Annotated in this window: 20 protein-coding genes and 2 pseudogenes; 7 read left to right on the top strand and 15 right to left on the bottom strand. The window is 59.4% G+C overall.

Annotated features, from left to right (window positions below):
• The first annotated feature begins 61 nt into the window (after positions 1–61).
• Together AWB69_RS17385 and AWB69_RS17380 are read left to right on the top strand one after the other, a co-directional pair.
• The gene (locus tag AWB69_RS17385; protein WP_062086886.1) at positions 62–421 is read left to right on the top strand and encodes a BON domain-containing protein; all 360 of its coding nucleotides are present in this window, start codon (positions 62–64) and stop codon (positions 419–421) included.
• Positions 422–563: 142 nt separating this feature from the next.
• A complete protein-coding gene (locus tag AWB69_RS17380; RefSeq protein WP_062086884.1) occupies positions 564–1,223 on the top strand; it encodes a GntR family transcriptional regulator in 660 nt (219 codons plus the stop codon).
• Between the two features lie 317 nt (positions 1,224–1,540).
• Here the strand turns inward: AWB69_RS17380 and AWB69_RS17375 are convergent, their stop codons facing one another.
• On the bottom strand, positions 1,541–2,407 hold the full coding sequence (locus AWB69_RS17375) for an intradiol ring-cleavage dioxygenase (protein WP_062086881.1): 867 nt from the start codon (positions 2,405–2,407) through the stop codon (positions 1,541–1,543).
• A 648-nt stretch (positions 2,408–3,055) separates the two neighbouring features.
• Positions 3,056–3,874, bottom strand: coding sequence for a FadR/GntR family transcriptional regulator (locus AWB69_RS17365; protein ID WP_062086878.1), 819 nt, complete (start codon positions 3,872–3,874; stop codon positions 3,056–3,058).
• Positions 3,875–4,015: 141 nt separating this feature from the next.
• Here AWB69_RS17365 and AWB69_RS17360 point away from each other — a divergent pair, with 141 nt between their 5' ends.
• Positions 4,016–4,423: a nuclear transport factor 2 family protein gene (locus AWB69_RS17360; protein WP_062086876.1), complete on the top strand. Its 408-nt coding sequence runs from the start codon at positions 4,016–4,018 to the stop codon at positions 4,421–4,423.
• Between the two features lies 1 nt (position 4,424).
• On the opposite strand, the gene AWB69_RS17355 is transcribed toward AWB69_RS17360, so the two are convergent.
• Together AWB69_RS17355 and AWB69_RS17350 are read right to left on the bottom strand one after the other, a co-directional pair.
• Positions 4,425–4,856: a GlcG/HbpS family heme-binding protein gene (locus AWB69_RS17355; protein ID WP_062086874.1), complete on the bottom strand. Its 432-nt coding sequence runs from the start codon at positions 4,854–4,856 to the stop codon at positions 4,425–4,427.
• 30 nt (positions 4,857–4,886) lie between these two features.
• Positions 4,887–6,260, bottom strand: coding sequence for an MFS transporter (locus AWB69_RS17350; protein ID WP_062086872.1), 1,374 nt, complete (start codon positions 6,258–6,260; stop codon positions 4,887–4,889).
• Between the two features lie 352 nt (positions 6,261–6,612).
• On the opposite strand from AWB69_RS17350, the gene AWB69_RS17345 reads away from it, so the two are divergent.
• Positions 6,613–7,323: a dienelactone hydrolase family protein gene (locus AWB69_RS17345; protein ID WP_062086870.1), complete on the top strand. Its 711-nt coding sequence runs from the start codon at positions 6,613–6,615 to the stop codon at positions 7,321–7,323.
• Positions 7,324–7,346: 23 nt separating this feature from the next.
• Here AWB69_RS17345 and AWB69_RS17340 read toward each other — a convergent pair whose 3' ends face one another.
• Complete coding sequence (locus AWB69_RS17340) at positions 7,347–7,874, bottom strand: cupin domain-containing protein (protein WP_062086868.1); 528 nt, start codon at positions 7,872–7,874, stop codon at positions 7,347–7,349.
• Between the two features lie 35 nt (positions 7,875–7,909).
• Positions 7,910–8,749: an HpcH/HpaI aldolase family protein gene (locus AWB69_RS17335; RefSeq protein ID WP_062086866.1), complete on the bottom strand. Its 840-nt coding sequence runs from the start codon at positions 8,747–8,749 to the stop codon at positions 7,910–7,912.
• Positions 8,750–9,038: 289 nt separating this feature from the next.
• Here AWB69_RS17335 and AWB69_RS17330 point away from each other — a divergent pair, with 289 nt between their 5' ends.
• The gene (locus tag AWB69_RS17330; RefSeq protein ID WP_197500263.1) at positions 9,039–9,965 is read left to right on the top strand and encodes a SphA family protein; all 927 of its coding nucleotides are present in this window, start codon (positions 9,039–9,041) and stop codon (positions 9,963–9,965) included.
• Between the two features lie 154 nt (positions 9,966–10,119).
• Positions 10,120–10,200 (top strand): annotated as a pseudogene (locus tag AWB69_RS48700) (IS6 family transposase); the annotation flags it as partial.
• A gap of 1 nt (position 10,201) precedes the next feature.
• Here AWB69_RS48700 and AWB69_RS49440 read toward each other — a convergent pair.
• The 9 genes and pseudogenes from AWB69_RS49440 to AWB69_RS17295 form a co-directional block, all read right to left on the bottom strand.
• Positions 10,202–10,443 (bottom strand): annotated as a pseudogene (locus AWB69_RS49440) (site-specific integrase); the annotation flags it as partial.
• Positions 10,444–10,504: 61 nt separating this feature from the next.
• Positions 10,505–11,209: a type II toxin-antitoxin system HipA family toxin gene (locus AWB69_RS49435; protein ID WP_231937149.1), complete on the bottom strand. Its 705-nt coding sequence runs from the start codon at positions 11,207–11,209 to the stop codon at positions 10,505–10,507.
• Positions 11,203–11,793: a hypothetical protein gene (locus AWB69_RS49430; protein ID WP_231937148.1), complete on the bottom strand. Its 591-nt coding sequence runs from the start codon at positions 11,791–11,793 to the stop codon at positions 11,203–11,205. The genes AWB69_RS49435 and AWB69_RS49430 overlap by 7 nt, the downstream gene beginning before the upstream one ends.
• A complete protein-coding gene (locus AWB69_RS17320; protein ID WP_231937147.1) occupies positions 11,790–12,248 on the bottom strand; it encodes a helix-turn-helix domain-containing protein in 459 nt (152 codons plus the stop codon). The genes AWB69_RS49430 and AWB69_RS17320 overlap by 4 nt, the downstream gene beginning before the upstream one ends.
• 73 nt (positions 12,249–12,321) lie before the next feature.
• Entirely contained in the window at positions 12,322–13,902 is a 1,581-nt protein-coding gene (gene guaA, locus AWB69_RS17315; RefSeq protein ID WP_062087052.1) for a glutamine-hydrolyzing GMP synthase, read from the bottom strand.
• 230 nt (positions 13,903–14,132) lie between these two features.
• Complete coding sequence (locus tag AWB69_RS17310; protein ID WP_062086860.1) at positions 14,133–14,948, bottom strand: hypothetical protein; 816 nt, start codon at positions 14,946–14,948, stop codon at positions 14,133–14,135.
• A gap of 2 nt (positions 14,949–14,950) precedes the next feature.
• Positions 14,951–16,411 carry an IMP dehydrogenase gene (gene guaB / locus AWB69_RS17305; protein WP_062086858.1) on the bottom strand — a complete coding sequence of 487 codons (1,461 nt, stop codon included), beginning with the start codon at positions 16,409–16,411 and terminating at the stop codon, positions 14,951–14,953.
• Positions 16,412–16,621: 210 nt separating this feature from the next.
• Positions 16,622–16,951 carry an RnfH family protein gene (locus AWB69_RS17300; protein ID WP_062086856.1) on the bottom strand — a complete coding sequence of 110 codons (330 nt, stop codon included), beginning with the start codon at positions 16,949–16,951 and terminating at the stop codon, positions 16,622–16,624.
• Complete coding sequence (locus tag AWB69_RS17295; protein ID WP_062086854.1) at positions 16,951–17,385, bottom strand: type II toxin-antitoxin system RatA family toxin; 435 nt, start codon at positions 17,383–17,385, stop codon at positions 16,951–16,953. The genes AWB69_RS17300 and AWB69_RS17295 overlap by 1 nt, the downstream gene beginning before the upstream one ends.
• Before the next feature lie 99 nt (positions 17,386–17,484).
• Here AWB69_RS17295 and smpB point away from each other — a divergent pair, with 99 nt between their 5' ends.
• Entirely contained in the window at positions 17,485–17,934 is a 450-nt protein-coding gene (gene smpB / locus AWB69_RS17290) for an SsrA-binding protein SmpB (RefSeq protein ID WP_047896703.1), read from the top strand.
• The last annotated feature ends 24 nt before the right edge of the window (positions 17,935–17,958 follow it).

The following is a 17,958-nucleotide window of genomic DNA, read 5'->3' as shown; positions in this document are numbered from 1 at the left end:
CCGGGCAAGCCACTGTTTATAACCACGCCTGACGGATCTTTCCGCAGGTAAAAGGACGCCAATGAAAACCCCACTGACCTTGACTGCCGTCGCTGCAACGGTGTCGCTGTGCTTCGCTGTAAGCGGCTACGCACAACCCGCAAGCGAAGGGTCGACCGCGGCGGCGAGCGTGCCGTCCGCACGTGAGCTGAGACATCCGTCGCAAGAGGACAAGGTGCTGATCCGCACAGTGCGGAGGCGGCTCGCGCGCACGCCCGGACTTGATCCGGCCAATATTTCCGTCCTCGCGCACAACGGCGTCGTGGTGCTGACGGGCAGCGTCGTTAGTCAGGAGCAGTCCACGCTTGCGGTCTCGGCCGCGTCGCAGGTGTCCAATGTGCGTAACGTAGTCGACAAAATGACCATCAGGGCGCCCATGTAAACACGCAATAGGACCGATGTGCTGCATTGTGCGAGCATATCGGCCGGCCATCGCGCTAATCCGCGCGGTCGCATTAGGTTTGAATGCAATATAATCAGACGCACAGAAACAGTTCACGGCCGCGGCCGTCTTTGGTCAGACCATGCTCGAACAAACGCAGGAACCCGCCAATCTGCATCAGCGGCTAACCTCGGTGCTGCGCGACAGGATTGTCGATGGCATTCTGGGTCCGGGCACACCCATCTCCGAACGCGAGCTGTGCGAGGAGTTCGAGGTATCCCGCACCCCACTGCGTGAAGCACTGAAGGTGCTTGCGTCAGAAGGTCTCGTACAGCTGTTCCGCAACCGTGGTGCGATCGTCACAGCAATCTCGCTGGAGATGATCGGCGAAAAACTCTCGGTGTTGATTGCACTGGAAGGGTATGCCGCGCGCCAGGTCTGCCTGCACGCGTCGGACGAAGAGCTGGAAGAACTCGCCGAACTGCACCGACGGTTCTCGAAGGAATACGATCCGAGCGAACCGGATCGCTACTTCGACCTGCATCAGGCATTTCATCTCAAGCTGCTGGAGATCGCGAACAACCCGGTGTTGACCGATATGCACACGCTGCTTTCCCGGCATGTGCGCAGACCCCGTGTCGAAGGCCTGAAACACCATATCAAGCTTCCCGATGTAATCGAAGAAAACGGCGCGATTCTACGCGCCGTGCTGGCCCGCGACACGCGCGCCGCGCAACTGGCCGTCGAAAATCACTTGGGGCGGGTGACGCAGACGGTGATCAAACACTTTCGTCAACGGTAGCGGTAGCCGGCTCGCAGCGGCTGGTCGCCGTCCACTCGCGAGGTCGGCGTCTGCTCGTCCCTGGGATTCGTATCACGCCGGTCAAGCGCGCCGTGGACTGTCAATACGCATTCGCATAAACACATTGGACTTCGCTGCCTTGCTCGCTGATCGATTCATGCACGCACCACTACTAAAAAAATGGATGGCAATTATCGATCATGGCCGCGTCATCGGGTACCTCGCGTGTGACCCAGATATGAACCTCGTCGAATATAGCGAAGGTCCGGCGAACGCACCCGGCCAGCCTGCCCGGTGGGGTGTGCCTCAGGTCCGCATCAGGCGCGAACCGGCGCCAACACAAAGTCGAACGCGAAAGTCGTGAACGGTGTTTCGTGCATGCTGCCGTCCGGCGCGACGCCGTGCGCATGGGTGGTCCAGTCGCCGATCAGCGACGAGCGCACGCCGAACACCGCGTCCGATTGAAGATAAGGATCGTTCTTGCGAAAGACGTGCGTGACGAGCGGTTCGTAGCCTTCGGCGAAAATCATGAAATGCAGATGCGCCGGGCGCCACGCATGTCGGCCAAGAGCCTTCAGCATGTCGCCGACGGGACCATCGTGTGGTACCGGATAAGGGCGCGGGACAATCGACGTAAACCTGAATGCCCCATCCGGCTCGCTGAACAGGACACCCCGCGCGCGCGGCGCCTCGAGGTTTTCGTACTGCACGTCATACAGGCCGTCCTCGTCGGCCTGCCAAACTTCCATGCGTGCGCCCGCAACCGGCTCGCCGTGCAAGCCCCGCACATGGCCGCTGACGAAGCACAGTTCACCCGGCGCGCCTTGCGCCACGTCGCCGCCATTGGGCACGGCGGGCGCATCGGTTACGAAAAACGGCCCCAACACGGTGGATTCGGTGCATTCCTTCGGCTTCCGATTGGCCATCGCAGTGACGAGCATTGAGAGGCCAAGCGTGTCGGAGAGCAGAATGAACTCCTGGCGTTTGTCATCCGTCTTGTGACCTACGGCGGTCAGGAAGCGAATGGCGGAGAGCCATTCGTCCTCGGTCAGCGACACTTCGCGCGCGAATGCATGCAGATGCGTCACGAGGCCGTCGAAGATTTCCCGGGTCCGGGGATTGGGTGTGTCTGCCTGGCTTTGCAGGACGGCGTCAGTGATCGAATATTCGTCGAGATTTTGCATGGCTGCTTGATTTCCGTTCAGTTCATAGGGTTAGTCATGGCGGCTTATACCTACAATAGAACACCCGTAAGTCGGTTCTATTCCAATGTTCACCTAACCGGACAATCAGGATGGTCTCGATGGAGTTGAGTTCGAGATATTCACCGGCAACCGAGCTATCTGCAGGGCCAGATCGACCGCCGCGTCCGGGCATCGCCTGGCGCATCTACCTCCGGGTGATCAGCGACTCAAACAGGGAAATGCATGATCCAACGCGCGCTGGCCTTGCGCGGTTGCGTGTATACGGACTCGCAGCTTACGCCTAGCCCTGCGGCCAAGTCGCGGATCGTTTCCGATCCCGCCAACGCTCGAACAGCCAGTTTCTTACGCTCACTCTCCGGCAGCTTCGCTGCCGTGTTTGCTGATCGATTCATGCACACACTGCTATTGAAAAGATGGTCGGCCATGGTGCGTCATCAGGTGTCGCCCGCGTAACCCAGATATGAACCTCGTCGAAAATATCTCAAACTTTATATCAGTGTGTCAGGCAGGCGACCTCCTCACGGAAAGAACACGAGTAGTTGAACCGCGAGGTCACGAGCAGATAGTGTTGTCACACCCCAGATCCTCTTTGTAACGCCGTCTAATCTCTCCCTCACCTTTAATAAGTTATGCGGATCGATGGCCTGTCGAACCCTGCAACAATGAACTGAGAAAGGTTGACAAGGCAGGATCCGTCAACATGGCGTCGCCCTCGCCCGGCAACGCGGCGATCAGCTTAAGCGCGCGCTCATGATAGACGCGCGCCGCCGCCCGGGCGCTTTCGGGATCACGCGCGGCAATCGCGTCGACCAGGCGTTGCCGATCCTTGGCGAGCCGCCGGGTCGTTTTGCGCCATGCTTCGAACGACTTGCCCGTCAATTGCCTCGCCAGCGCAAACTGAATGCTGGAGAGGAAACGGCACAGCACCGCGAGCAGCGCATTTCCCGACGCATTCGCCAATGCGTCGACAAACCGTGCCAGACCGTCGCTGATGGAAGCGATGTCCGTGCCGTGATCGACCTGATCCAGTGCGTCCTGCATCTCGGCCAGATCTTCCTTGCGTGCCTTGACCGCAGCCAATTCCGCGGCATAGCCGTTCAGCGCGCTCAGCACGCCCAGCACCTCGGAGATACTGACCCCTTCCATCTGGATCATTGAACGAAGCGACATAGCGATGAGCTGATCGGCGTCGGCAGTGACATAGGCGCCACTGCCATGACGCACTTCGACGAGCTGCGCCGTGGTCAAGCCTCGGATTGCTTCTCTGATCGTTGCTCCACTGACGTCATAGGCTTCCGCTAACTGCTTTTCCGTCGGCAGTTTCGCACCTCGCGGCAGTACCCCGCTCAGGATATTTCCACGCAGGTCATCCAGAATCTGTTCCGCTGCATTGCCTCGGTCCAATCGCTTCGATGGTTGCCACGAAGAAATCGATGCCTTTCGCATGATGCTTGCCCCCTTCCTTTTGAGAGTCGATGAATATATTATTCATATAGTCACCTAGTGACTCTTTGATTCAAAAAATAGCAGAGAGAAACCGGTCCTCTGTTGACCGCAATTATCAACGCCTCGTTTTAGGAGACTCTGATGGGTGATCTTGACTTGTTGCAAATTGAACGTTTGTTTAGCGATTTTGCATGGTTTGCGGACCGTGGCGATGCAGCCGCGCTCGCGGAGCTCTTCGCTTCGGACGGCGTTCTGGTCCTCGGCGGCAAAGAGTCGAAGGGAAGGCAGCAGATTGCCGCCGATTGTCAAAACCGCTTTATCATCCCCCAACGCAAGACACGTCACGTCATTTCGAATCTGAGAGTTGAACGCACCGCCCCCCTCACTGCGTCGACGACGGCTGTCCAACTGACATTCGAACACCTGGGCGACAGCAAGCCGACCCGTATGCGGGTCAACGATGTCTTTGATGACCTCGTGAAGGGTGCCGACAAAACGTGGCGTTTCTCGCGCCGCGAGATTAAATGCGAACTCGCCTTCGAAATCTAGCTTACCCTCCATCGGCCTTTAGCCCTGCACTTTCGATACCGAATGCGGCACACATCTCATCCTCCTCAGGATGATCGCCGCTCACGCCGACTGCGCCGATAACATCGCCCTCCCCATTTCGGATCAACACCCCGCCCGGCACCGGCACAATGCGCCCTTGCGATATGTCGGTCAACGCAGCGAAGAATGCCGGTGCCTGCGCGGCGCGCTCCGCCAACGCGCGTCCGCCCATACCCATCCCGAGCGCACCCCAGGCCTTCGCCTGTGCGATCTGGGGCCGCATGATGCTGCTGTGGTCCTCGCGCTTGAGAGCGAGTAGGTGACCACCCGCATCCAATACGGCGACAGTCATCGGCGCACAGCCCAATTTACGTGCTTTCGCCAACGTTTCATCCATGATCTTCGATGCTTGACTCAATGACAACACTTGCATAGTTCCCCCCTTCGAGTACGAATCAATGGATCAGGGCGCCGTCGCCCGTGTCCCGCCCCTGCGGGCAGAGGCCAGTTCTGTTGCACTTCCGGGTCTCTCCCGAAGCACGAGATAACCCATCGCCAGCACAGCCAACGCTGCGGCAAACGACGTCGCACCGGCCACGGCGAAAAGTATGGCCGGCCGCACGCCCGCGCTCAGCAACATGCCACCGAACACCGGACCCGCGATCGCACCGGTTCGCCCAATACCCATCGCCCAGCCTACGCCGGTTGCCCGCAGAAAAGTTTCATAGAAGGTCGCACACAGTGCGACCGTACATATCTGCGCGCCGATGCTGAACGCGCCCGCGAGGAAAGCGGTCAGGTACAGCAGCGCGCTGGACGATTCCGCATAACCCATGCACGCGATCGCTACTGCGCCGAAGACATATGACACGCCTATCACGACGCTGGGCCCGAAGCGGTCCGTAAGACGCCCGAGAACGACGCAGCCAACTACCGCGCCGAGATTAAGTATCGATACTGCAAGCACGGCCTTTTCAATCCCCATGCCGCTTCTGCGCGCCACGATCGGAATCCAATTGATCAGGAAGTATGTCAGCAGAAGGCTAAGAAAAAACGTGATCCAGAGCAGGATGGTCCCAAGTGCGCGACCTTCGGTAAAGAGGCTCGATATCGGCGAATTGCTGTGCGTTTCAACCGGAGCGACGATCCCGTTCCATAAGATTTCCGGTTTCATCCGGTGCACGATTCGTGCGATCGCTCGATGATCTCCCTTGACCGCAAGAAAACGCACAGACTCTGGAACGAGCGCCATGAAAAACGGCAGGACAGCTAGCGGGAGTACGCCGCCCGCGAGCAGTACGCTTTTCCATCCGAACGCGGGGATCAGCCATGCTGATGCGGCGCCACCGAACACCGCGCCAAGCGGGAAGCCGCAGAACATGATGGCGACGAGCGTGCCGCGCAGCCGTTGGGGAGCGTACTCCGAGCTCAGAGAGATAAAGCCTGGCAACGCACCACCCAATCCGATACCCGCGATGAACCGCAAGCCGATCAATGGCCCGAGGGAATGAACGAGCGGCGTCACGAGCGAGGCGATCGAAAGCAACAGGATCGAACAAAACAACGCGGGTTTGCGGCCGACGCGATCGCCCGCAGCGCCAAACACGAGCGCACCGATGAGACCGCCAAACAATCCGGCGGCAAACACCGGTCCGAATGCCCCCGGAGCGATGCCCCACGCCGTGATAATTTCCGGCGCGACGAAGGCGATGGCCTGAGTATCGAAACCGTCCAGCATTGCGATCAGTCCGCACAACACGATGATCGTGATCTGGAAACCGCTGATGCGTCCATCGTCGATGATTGAATCGAGGTCCTGCGGTACCGCGACATTCATATGCACTCCATTTCGATACGACATTGCATTTCAACCAGCGCCATCAGAATGCGCCCATCGCGAAAGTCACATTGGCGAGGCCGGTCGCATGCCAGCGTGCGCGTTGCCGTGAGGCTCGGATGACGAATTTTTCCAAGTCGTTACTGCCTGTCCGTTATCCGCGTGGAGAGTGCCGCGCAGACATGGTTCGGAAGATTCCCCGTCAGTTCGCCGCACTGTTTCAACTCCCGGATTGACACCAATGTAACCTGGTGACTTTGTCAGTATAGTATATTAGGAAAGCGAGAAGAAAGCGCCCGGAACCGCGGCTTGTACCTATTGACACAGATAGACCGACACCGAAGGAGCAGTAATGCAAACAGAGAATGAGAGCGTGGAATATCGATGCCCCGATGGCTTCCTGATGCCAGCCCATCTAATCCGTCCACGATCGCCGGGGCAATTTCCAGCGCTCATACTGGTGCATGAAGCGTTCGGTCTGAACGATGAAATGAAGCGTATCGCCGGCGAGATCGCGGCCGGGGGCTATGTACTGGTGATCCCTGACCTGTTCGCGCGCGGGAACTGGCTCGGGTGCATTCGCAGGCTCGTCACGGACCTGTCGCGCGGCGACGGGAGAGCGTCCAGCGACCTCCTCGCCGCCAGGACCTGGCTTCGGGAACAGCATTTTGTGGCGCCGGAACGGATCGGCGTGCTGGGGCTGTGCATCGGCGGGGGCTTCGCGATGCTGCTGGCGAAGACTGGCTTGTTCCGTGCGGCGGCAAACTTCTATGGACCCGCACCGGAGTCGCTCGATGGGACATGTCCGGTCATGGCGAGTTTCGGCGCGAAAGACAGGATCATGACACCGCATGCGGCTGGAATCGCGGCAGAGCTCGGCAGGCTCGGAGTGCCGTGCGACCTTAAGGTCTATCCCAATGTGGGCCACGGGTTCATGAACCGGCCGCCTAACCGGCTGCTGGGACTGGCGTCGCGCTACTCGCCCGTGCGTGCAGGCTACGATCGGGATGCCGCCGCCGACGCGATGATGAGGCTCAAGGAGTTTCTCTCGATCCGCCTCTAGCCGCCGTCGCGCCGACGAGCTGGTCAGCGGGTGGCGTCGATCATGCAGCCCACCAGCAAGCAGGGTTTGCCGGAACGGTTGCTCCATGCATGGTTGGTGCCGCGGATCACCACTGAATCGCCGGGACGCATCAATGCTTCGTCGACATCGGTGACCAGATAGATCTCGCCTTTAATGCAGGTCAGGCAGTCGAGCGTGTCCGTACGATGCATGCTCGGATGGCGGGCGAGGTCTTCCTCGGTCGGAGGGTGTTTTTGCTTGACCTCGACGTTAAGCTTCCTGAGCGTTTCAATATGCTTGTCCTTGTCGTCCGTATCGGGCGGAATCTCGAGCGCACGAAATAGCAGGCCGCCGGGAAACGGCTCACGCGTGCTGGTTTCGTTTCCCCGGTCGGTCGTGATGGTGTTGTCGACCGGCACTTCCCGCGTGCTCCACAAGGTGACCCGATAAAAGATTCCCGGCTGCTCCTGCACGTTCGTGGCTTCTTCCATGAGGACTGCCGACTTCCCATTCTGATCCGGGCCTACTACATACCGCTTCCACTTAGCCATGATGTTCTCCTGAAGTTTGATTCCGTTGCTGCGTGTCAATCCTTGAAGCCGCTTTCCGGGGCTGGTTTGCGCGCGAAGGCGCTCCCTGCGACACCTGCGTTGAGCGCTGCCACCGTCTGCTCGCAGAAGCGCCTGAAGCCAAGGGTGTCGAGACCGAGACAAAAAACCGTGATGCCGTCATCAAGCGCCTTGCGGCACGCTGCTGGCGTCGGATCGAGCACCGGGCCGCCGATCACGGCTACGCCGTGACGCTTCGCGGTCTCGAGCACCTTTCGATAAGCCGCCTGGACGAGCGGGCTCTTCATCATCAACGTGCCCTCGTTCATTGCATAAGCCAGGTCGCCTGCCCCAAACACGATCATCCGGACCTCGTCCAGCGCGCAGATTGAGTCGATGTTCTCGACGGCGTCTGGATGCTCAATCATTGGGATCAGTGCAACTTCGGTGTTGTTCCAGTTTGCATACGCCTCGAAGTTCCTGAACCCAAAGCCCGCCGCACGTGTGGCCGGACAGATTCCGCGCGTGCCCATGGGTGGGAAGAATGCCGACGACGCCGCTTCTTTCACGTCGTCTGCCGTGCGAATCATCGGCAGGAAGATCCCCTTCGCACCCGCTTCCAGCGCGCGTCGAATGCCGATCTCGTCGGTGCGCTCGGGCACCCGCACGAACGGCACAAGACCCGCCTGATCGCTGATCCGGATGAGATCGTCAAGTGCCCGAACGTCGTTGCCCGAGTGCTCTCCGTCGAGCATGACGAAGTCGAAGCCAGTCAGACCGAGAACCTCGATCAATGCGGGGTCCCCGGTAAAGCACTGCATTCCTAACGGGATTTCCTTGCGAGCAAGCATCGCAAATATCTTGTTTGGTTCAAGCATGGTGTCTCCTTCAAGGTTGCGCCAAGACGGCCGCGGTGATCTCTAATTTCTATGTCACTAAGTGACTATGTCACTTTATCATCGACTTGAACGGAACGGAAGCACTGCGTTGCGTGCGCAACATGCTTTCCATATCCACTGCTTTCGCCGCTGTCAATAGGTGAATGCAGACTCTGATGCCGGCATCCGTGGAATGATCGTTAATACTAAACTGACCATGTCACCTAGTGACTTTGTATATAAAACCACGACTTTGATAGCCGCGTAAAAATGGAGGAGACAGATGTACATGCGCAAGTGTTGTTTGTATGCGGTGTTGACGTTCGCGGGAATCTGCGCGGCGCCATCGGCCATGGCCTACGAGGTCGGCTACCCGGGCTGGTCGACGCCGCCTGGCGTTACCATGACAATGAATGCGTCCGCGGCGCCACCGGGTCTATACGGCTTGGAAGAGATGTACACCGCGCAGGCTCACCGCGCAGGCCCAGGCGACCCCACCGGAGCCACGCCACTTCGTGTCGCGTCGGCCGTGTCTGCTCTGCTCTGGTCGCCGGGCTGGACGTTTCTTGGCGCGAACTATGAAGCGCTCATCGTCCAGCCCTTCACGATGGCTGACTCCGGCGCTCCGCTCAATGCGACGAGTGGAGGCTTGCACAACACGTTCATTTCTCCGGGCCAGTTGAGCTGGCAACTAGGCAACAGCGGCGTTTACGTAAAAGCTGGCGTAGGGTTCACCGTTCCAGACGGGACCATCTCGGGCGCGAATGGGCTCGCCAACCCCGGCGCTCCCTGGTGGATCATCCAGCCTGCGATCAGCGCTTCCTACTTGAAGTACGGTTGGAATCTGACCGGCAATTTCTCGGTCGAGATGAACACCCCAAACACAAAGACGGGCTACAGGACCGGCGACATCCTGCATGCCGATTTCACATTTACCAAACAGATCGGGAAATGGAACATCGGCCCGCTTGCTTCTTATATTGGCCAGGTCAGCAACGATACGTCGAGCGCGTTCTACCATAACGCCATCAACGTAGACCGCTACAATCTCTTTGCGCTGGGCGGCATGGTTGGCTATAACTTTGGCCCTGTTTCGGTGAACGTCTGGGCCACCAAGGACGTAATCGCCACCGCGTCAGGCGGCCCCAGCGGACCGGACAAGGCGACCGTTCCGAAAGGCTACAAGGTGTTCGCCAACATGAATTTCCGGTTCTAGAAAAGCCTATCTTCGACATCGACTTTCCCGGAATATCCAAGCGATGCGCCGGGCAATGCACTGACCCGCTCTACCGCCTTGCCGTTGTGGGTTGTGTCGCGCCAGGGGTGCAGGAGTAAATCCAGGCGGATATTTTCGTGAAGTGAAGCGCGATATGAAGAAGGCGACTGCGAGAAAAGGTCTGCCTGCCGGCGTAGCGAAGGTACTCAAGCGCCTGCACTATCCGCTGGACGTGAGGCCAGATGAGCCCCGGCGAAGTACTTCTCCGCCCATTTTTCGAACGTTAGCGCATCGGCAGCTTCGGGCCTCTCTTCAACTTTGGAGCGTGAAGGGCTCGCCCCCTGTTCGACGGACCTGCGCGCCCGGCCGTGCGGCAAGCGTGCCTCTGCGAGGGACAAGGACACGCCGTAGTCCAGCTCGCGCGCCCTCCCGGCCCCGACCGTCGGTCATATCTGCCTATCACCAGAGTCTCGCGGGATGTTTTGTGCGACACATCTACGGAATGATCCAGTGCTGATTTCGACGATCCCACTCACCGCTTATCCGCTCGCCCATCGCTCAGATAACCGAAAGGCGGTCGAAAATTGTCGTTGCTGCTGGGTCGGAATACCCAAGGATGTCGCGATAGTTCGCCATTGCGAAATGAGTTGCTGCTGCTGACTGATAATTTCGTTAGCCTCGCTCGTGGACAAGCGGAAATAAGGCGCCACTGACCGTGCCAACTCCAAATCCATCGCGTTGTCCATCCCGCTAATATTCAGCTTCAATCCATGCGCGTGCGGTACGGGATTCATATCGAACGCAGGGGACAGCGCCCACCCCTTACCCGGCTCAAGCAAGAACCCGTGGTTACGCAGGTGGTCGTCCGTGTTCGATACCAGCAGATTAAAAACGATGCGCGACCATAGCTCGCGCAAATCAGCACCCGTACGAGCACCATCTGTCATCAACACTTGCGCGATCTCCAGATAGCTGGCGCCAGTCGAAGCATCGTCGCCATCCTGATGGCCGGTCAGGTTCATCGCAGAAGCAAAGTGCCGCCGCCGTCCCGCTCCCGTGCGATCGAAGCGTTTGACCAAAAAGGTGTGATAGGTGCTATTGAACCGACGTACCAGTGCGTCGGGAACATCCAGGCCGCAGGCCTTGGCCAGCGTGTACACCACCATTTCCCATGCTCCGACATCGAACTCATCTCGAACGCTGGGAAACTTCGCAATCCATAGGTGGCCGTTCGGATCTACCACACTGGCTTCGGGTCGGGCCCCCCCAAGGAACCGCCAGGCGCGATCAGCATCCGCAGCCACTCGTCCGCTTCGCTCGCTGTATTGTCTTCGTCGCGCTCCAAAGCCAAGCTCGCGGCCTCCAGCGCGCGCAACTGCACGAAGGGAGGAGCAGCGATATCGTTCTGATCGTCTAGAAATGGGCCCTTATCGTCGCGTCGAAAACGAAGTGCCCCGGCACGATACATATCATGCACGCCTAAGAGATAGTCGGATTCATAGAGCCGGGCCTTAGAATCAACCTGGCCGGCACGCTGCGCCCGCTCAAGACGGCGGCGCATCAGCACTCGCCCCCAGCGATCCGGGCTGGCGTCGGCGAAAACACCAAACGTCTCCTGGCCCGACGGCGGATACTGTCGGCCTGCAAACCATCCGAGCCGGGGATCGAGCTTAAAACCCGCCATATCGGGACGTACCAGCACGTCGGCGTCAAATTCGTACTCGAATACTTCCCGAGCAACCGCACGACGCGAATAGAGCAGCCCCAAGCGCAGCGGCTCGGTAAGACCGTCCCAGTCTGCATAAATTCCAACCGACCCCTCGCTCATCTCGCCGGTCCCTTTTTCTTTGAATTGGGCGACTTGAGAAGGGACGCCAGTCTTTCAACGCTCACGAATGCGTGATCAGCCACCCACTCGCTTGGGTCGACCGGCTCTGGCAGGGTTGGGTTCTGAGGCGAAGGTGACGCTCGACGCTCTGGTGGCAAAGCCGCAGCTTGCTTTGTTCGGCTTGAGCGCCGCGCCAGTGCTGCATCCTGCAAGTCGCGACCGAGCGTGTCATCCGTAAGCAGGAGATCGAGGTCCTTCTCAGCGCCCAGCGCCTGCATAACCGCCAGGTAAGCACCGATCGTGACTCCCGAGCTGCCCTTTTCGAGGCTGCGCAACGTAATCGGCGTCATACCCGCACGCTCGGCCACCTGCTTGCCGGTCAAGCGGCGACGCAGGCGAGCCAGGCGCAAACGCTCCCCGAATTGCTGCAATCGCAGCTCGGTAGCAGGAAGCAAGGGGGCGGTCTTCTTGGCCATAAAGGTAATATTACAACCTTATCAGGCCAAGAAGGAAAGAATATTATCCTTTTCACTCCCACTCGATCGTAGCCGGCGGTTTCCCCGAAATATCATAAACAACGCGATTAATCCCACGAACCTCATTAATGATCCGGTTCGAAACATGCCCTAGCAACTCATGCGGCAGATGTGCCCATTGCGCGGTCATGAAGTCCAGCGTCTGCACGGCCCGGAGAGCAACCACATACTCATAAGTCCGCCCATCGCCCATCACGCCCACGCTTTTCACCGGCAGGAACACCGCAAAAGCCTGACTCGTGAGCTCGTACCACGACTTCCCAGATTCCTTATCGAACGTATTCCTCAACGTTTCGATAAAAATCGCATCCGCGTGGCGCAGCAGTTCGGCGAACTCCTTCTTCACCTCGCCCAAAATCCGCACACCCAAACCCGGTCCGGGGAACGGATGCCGATAAACCATCGCCGGCGGCAGCCCCAGCTTCACGCCCAGCTCCCTCACTTCGTCCTTGAACAATTCGCGCAACGGCTCAAGCAACTTGAGGTTCAGCGTCTCAGGCAAACCGCCCACGTTGTGATGGCTCTTGATCGTGTGGCCCTTCTTGCCCTTGCCTGCCGACTCGATCACATCCGGGTAAATCGTCCCTTGCGCGAGCCACTGCGCGTCCTTCAGCTTGTTGGCTTCCGTCTGGAACACTTCAACAAACTCGGCGCCAATGATCTTCCGCTTCACCTCAGGATCCGTGACCCCGGCAAGCTTCGACAAAAACACTTCGCTTGCATCAACATGAATCACCTTCACGCCAAGGTGATCGGCGAACGTGGTCATGACCTGCTCGGCCTCGTTCAACCGCAGCAACCCATGATCAACAAAAACACACGTCAACTGCGCGCCAATCGCACGATGCAAAAGCGCCGCCGCCACCGACGAATCCACGCCGCCCGACAAGCCCAGGATCACGTGCTCATCGCCAACTTGCGCGCGGATCTTCTCCACCGCTTCATCAATGTAGTGCCCCATCTCCCAGTCCGGCCGCGCGCCGCACAACTCGAGCACGAAGCGGTCGAGCATCGCGCGCCCCTGCACCGTGTGCGTGACTTCGGGATGCCACTGGAGGCCGTAGAAATGGCGCTCGTCGTCGGCCATGGCGGCGATCGGGCAAGCCGGTGTAGATGCCATCAGCTTGAATCCGACCGGCATGTCCGACACCTTGTCGCCGTGGCTCATCCACACTTTCAGCATGCCGTGACCTTCAGCCGTCTGGAAGTCTTCAATGCCGTTCAGGAAGCTCGTGTGGTTATGCGCCCGCACTTCGGCGTAACCGAATTCGCGGACATTGCCGAGCTCAACCTTGCCGCCGAGTTGTTCGGCCATCGTCTGCATGCCGTAGCAAATGCCGAGCACCGGCACGCCGAGATCGAAGACAACGTGCGGCGCACGCGGCGAACCGAGTTCGGTGACCGAGTTCGGACCGCCCGACAAAATGATGCCCTTCGGTGCGAACTCGCGGATGAACGCGTCATCGACGTCGTACGGATGGATCTCCGAATACACATGTGATTCGCGGATGCGTCGTGCGATCAACTGGGTGACTTGGGAGCCGAAATCGAGAATCAGGATCTTGTCGTGCATGGCAGCGGCCGGAAGGCGAGTGAACGGAAATAGTTGGCAAAAACGCAAAAACGATAACGCAAGCAGCAGGAACGATGTCCCGCGCGTCACGTCACGCAGAAAGTTCAACGGCCGGCGCTTGTTGCCGACCGAAGCAAGACAGATTCATCGATACAACGAACCGCGACGCTCCGTTACCCGATCAATGTTCGATCGACCCGACGCAGCCTCCGGGACTGCGTGTACAACCCTCAGCGCGGATCGCGGCGAATTGGATCGATAAACTGGCCGGTGACCGGATCCACCGTACGGCCGGTGACCGGGTCAATCGGGCGACCGGTTTCAGGATCGATCTTGTGACCGCTGACGGGATCGAACGCACGGCCAGTGGCGGGATCAAGCGTGCGGCCCGTGGCCGGATCGATAGCATGTCCGGTAGCAGGATCAAACGCGGTAGCCGATGGCGCCGGCGCTGCGGAACGTGGAATGGCCTCGCCCACGACCGGCTCGACCAGCTCGCTATCCCAGCGAGGATTCGCTGGTGCGACGGGATCGGACGACAAAGGCCTCGGCGGCGGAGTCACGCGCTCTACACGCTCTTCCGCCTGGGTCTTCGCCGCGCGTTTCTCGGCGCGCTCAGCCGCAGCAGCGCCGGCTAGCGCGGCGCGCTCGCGCCGCCGCACCGCACCTGACAGCCTCACGCTGCCAAGCCCCAGCACCAGCATGACCACGCCCACCAACGCCGCGATTACCTGACCAAACCCCGTCAACTCGGGCGTACGCAGCCCGAGTAGCCAGACCATCATCACCAGGCCCGACAACCACTCCACGTGCCCGGAAACCTTGGCGACCGTCGCAGTCAGCGCGCCATCGACAGCAGCATGAACCGCAAGCCACGCAAGGCCGATCAGCGCAACCCCGAACAACTGTCCGACAAACGGCGGCTGCACGGTCACGAGATGCATCGATGCCCACAAAGCCGCCCATGGCGTCAGCAGGAACAACACGCCAAACGCCACGAAAATCAGTGCATTGATGACAAGAACGGCGCGCAGCAGCGGTTTCATGGTCAGTCCACGTGGTAGTTGGGCGCTTCCTTCGTAATCTGCACGTCGTGCACGTGCGACTCGCGCATGCCGGCGCCCGTGATCTGGACGAACTCGGCCTTGTCGTGCATTTCGGCGATATTGCGGCAGCCGCAATATCCCATGCTAGCCCGGACGCCGCCGACCACCTGGAACAGGATGGCGTTGACCGAGCCCTTGTACGCGACCTGCCCTTCAATGCCTTCGGGCACGAGCTTGTCGATATTCGCCGAGTTGTCCTGGAAATACCGGTCCGCCGCACCGTCCTTCATCGCGCCGACCGAACCCATGCCGCGATACGCCTTGAACTGGCGGCCCTGGAACAGGAACACGTCGCCTGGGGATTCTTCCGTGCCGGCCAGCATGCTGCCCATCATGACGGCGTCCGCGCCGGCTGCAAGCGCCTTGCTGACATCGCCGGAAAAACGCACGCCGCCGTCGGAGATCACCGGCACGCCCGAACCGCGCAATGCGTCCGACACGTTCGCCACCGCCGTGATTTGCGGTACGCCGACACCCGCCACGATCCGCGTCGTGCAGATGGAACCCGGGCCGATACCGACCTTCACGCCGTCCGCACCGTACTCCACGAGCGCCTTCGCGGCTGCAGCCGTGGCGATATTCCCGCCGATCACTTCAATGTGCGGATAGTTCTGCTTAACCCAGCGCACGCGTTCGAGCACGCCCTGGCTGTGACCGTGCGCCGTATCCACGACGATGATGTCCACGCCCGCGGCCGACAGCAGCTCAACGCGCTCTTCGTTCTCCGGACCCACGCCCACTGCCGCGCCAGCGCGCAGCTTGCCGTGTTCGTCCTTGCAGGCGTCCGGATGTTCGGTTTGCTTGGTGATGTCCTTGACGGTCATGAGGCCGCGCAATTCGAACGAGTCGTTGACGACCAGCACGCGCTCCAGCCGATGGCTGTGCATCAGCGCCTTGGCTTCGGCGAGCGGCGTGCCTTCCTTGACGGTCACGAGACGTTCACGCGGCGTCATGATCTTGCGCACTTCGTCGTCGAGACGTTCTTCGAAGCGCAGGTCCCGGTTCGTGACAATACCGATCAGTTGCTGCCCTTCCACCACCGGGAAACCGGAAATACCGTGCTGTTGCGTGAGAGCGATCACGTCGCGCACTTTCATTTGCGGCGGAACGGTGATCGGATCGCGCACCACGCCGGATTCGAAGCGCTTTACTTTCGCGACTTCGCGGGCCTGTTCGGCAGCGGTAAGGTTCTTGTGGATGATGCCGACGCCGCCGAGCTGGGCCATCGCGATTGCGAGGCGGCCTTCGGTCACTGTGTCCATGGCGGCGGACAACAGGGGCATATTCAGGGAGATCTTGCGGGTAACCTGGGTTTTCAGGCTGGTGTCACGCGGGAGAACATTGGAAAACGCGGGCACGAGGAGCACGTCATCGAACGTGAGTGCTTTCTGGATCAGACGCATGGCAAATCCTATGGGCGCAAAACCGAATTATACCGATAGTTCCCCGGATTTTCACTGCCCGAACAGCAGGTTACGCGGCGTTTCTCGTTTCCCGACGCAATTTGCGGACCTTTGCCCGGTGGGCTATTTGCACCGCCGTTTCGGTTTTTCGCTCGATTTATGTTCGATACAAGTTCGGTTTTGCGGATGCCGGCCGGAAGCCGATCGCCCTTATCGCGCTTCCTTACGCGTCCACCGGCGCCCTTCAATGGACCCGCCGCGCCGCGTCTTCTCGACCCGCCTTTGCCGCGCCACTTTCGGATCGACCTTCAGCGGCCGATAAATCTCCACCCGGTCGTGATCGGCGAGCACGGCATCCAGCGCCTGGATTTTTCCGAAAACGCCCACTTTCTGCACGTTCAGATCGATCTCGGGAAATTGCACGAGCAATCCACTCGCTTCAATAGCTTCCCTCAGGGTCACCCCTTCGCCCAGGGAAAGCGCACGCACCGCGCTCTTCCCCTCCGGCAACGCATAACAAACCTCGACGGACAGAGTCATCACTTTCCATACCGCTGATCGGCGCGCTTCACGAACGAATCCACGAACGTGTGCGCAATGTGACTGAAAACCGGCCCGATGATCTTCTCGAGAATGATGTTCGAAAACTCGTAGTGCAACGCGAACTCGATCTTGCAGGCGTCCGCCCGCAACGGCGTGAACCGCCAATATCCGGTGAACTTCTTGAAAGGACCGTCCATGAACTCCATATCGATGGTGGTCGGCCGCGTATGCACGTTGCGAGTGGCGAAATGCTGCTTGATGCCCTTGAAATTGATGTGGATCTTCGCTTCCATGCTGTGCTCGTCGTGGTGGCCTACTTCCACGCCTCCACACCATGGCAAGAAATTCGGGTAATCGGCGACATCGGTGACGAGGTCGAACATCTGCTCTGCAGAATGACGGATCAATACAGTTTTCTGGACATCTGCCATAAAGGGCGCAACGCGTGGCAAGAGTGGGAAGCTTTGCGGGCTTTACCTCGCCCACGCTGCTAAAATCAGGATTTTAAACGAGTTAGGCACTTTTCATTCATGAGCATCATCGACAACAGAAAAGCCTTCTTCGATTACTTCATCGAGGATCGCTACGAGGCGGGGCTCGTGCTGGAAGGGTGGGAAGTCAAGGCGCTCCGGGCCGGCCGCGGCCAGATCAAGGAAGGCTACGTCATCATTCGTGACGGCGAACTGTTCCTGATCGGCGCACACATCAGCCCGTTGCCTGAAGCATCGACCCACATCCATCCAGACCCGGTCCGCACACGCAAACTTCTGCTCCATAGCGAAGAGATTTCGAAGCTCATCGGCAAGGTCGAGCAGAAAGGCCACACGCTCGTCCCGCTGAACTTCCACTACAAAGGCGGTCGCGTGAAATGCGAGATCGGCCTCGCGAAGGGCAAGAAGCTCCACGACAAGCGCGAAACCGAGAAAAAGCGCGACTGGGAACGCGAAAAGGCCCAAATCATGCGCGGTGCCAAGCATTGAGCACCACCAGCATGACAATGAGCA

The organism is Caballeronia udeis, from assembly GCF_001544555.2.
Classification (GTDB): domain Bacteria; phylum Pseudomonadota; class Gammaproteobacteria; order Burkholderiales; family Burkholderiaceae; genus Caballeronia; species Caballeronia udeis.
Note: the sequence above shows the minus strand (reverse complement) of the source record. Positions and strands in the feature narration are given on the sequence as shown.

Coding starts and splice junctions, on each gene's coding strand:
- AWB69_RS17385 (WP_062086886.1), top strand. CDS start 62: ATGAAAACCCCACTGACCTTGACTGCCGTCGCTGCAACGGTGTCGCTG.
- AWB69_RS17335 (WP_062086866.1), bottom strand. CDS start 8,749: ATGCTTGAACCAAACAAGATATTTGCGATGCTTGCTCGCAAGGAAATC.
- AWB69_RS49430 (WP_231937148.1), bottom strand. CDS start 11,793: ATGAGCGAGGGGTCGGTTGGAATTTATGCAGACTGGGACGGTCTTACC.
- AWB69_RS17345 (WP_062086870.1), top strand. CDS start 6,613: ATGCAAACAGAGAATGAGAGCGTGGAATATCGATGCCCCGATGGCTTC.
- AWB69_RS17365 (WP_062086878.1), bottom strand. CDS start 3,874: ATGCGAAAGGCATCGATTTCTTCGTGGCAACCATCGAAGCGATTGGAC.
- AWB69_RS17350 (WP_062086872.1), bottom strand. CDS start 6,260: ATGAATGTCGCGGTACCGCAGGACCTCGATTCAATCATCGACGATGGA.
- guaA (WP_062087052.1), bottom strand. CDS start 13,902: ATGCACGACAAGATCCTGATTCTCGATTTCGGCTCCCAAGTCACCCAG.
- guaB (WP_062086858.1), bottom strand. CDS start 16,411: ATGCGTCTGATCCAGAAAGCACTCACGTTCGATGACGTGCTCCTCGTG.
- AWB69_RS17340 (WP_062086868.1), bottom strand. CDS start 7,874: ATGGCTAAGTGGAAGCGGTATGTAGTAGGCCCGGATCAGAATGGGAAG.
- AWB69_RS17375 (WP_062086881.1), bottom strand. CDS start 2,407: ATGCAAAATCTCGACGAATATTCGATCACTGACGCCGTCCTGCAAAGC.
- smpB (WP_047896703.1), top strand. CDS start 17,485: ATGAGCATCATCGACAACAGAAAAGCCTTCTTCGATTACTTCATCGAG.
- AWB69_RS17360 (WP_062086876.1), top strand. CDS start 4,016: ATGGGTGATCTTGACTTGTTGCAAATTGAACGTTTGTTTAGCGATTTT.
- AWB69_RS17330 (WP_197500263.1), top strand. CDS start 9,039: ATGCGCAAGTGTTGTTTGTATGCGGTGTTGACGTTCGCGGGAATCTGC.
- AWB69_RS17300 (WP_062086856.1), bottom strand. CDS start 16,951: ATGACTCTGTCCGTCGAGGTTTGTTATGCGTTGCCGGAGGGGAAGAGC.
- AWB69_RS17310 (WP_062086860.1), bottom strand. CDS start 14,948: ATGAAACCGCTGCTGCGCGCCGTTCTTGTCATCAATGCACTGATTTTC.
- AWB69_RS17295 (WP_062086854.1), bottom strand. CDS start 17,385: ATGGCAGATGTCCAGAAAACTGTATTGATCCGTCATTCTGCAGAGCAG.
- AWB69_RS17355 (WP_062086874.1), bottom strand. CDS start 4,856: ATGCAAGTGTTGTCATTGAGTCAAGCATCGAAGATCATGGATGAAACG.
- AWB69_RS17380 (WP_062086884.1), top strand. CDS start 564: ATGCTCGAACAAACGCAGGAACCCGCCAATCTGCATCAGCGGCTAACC.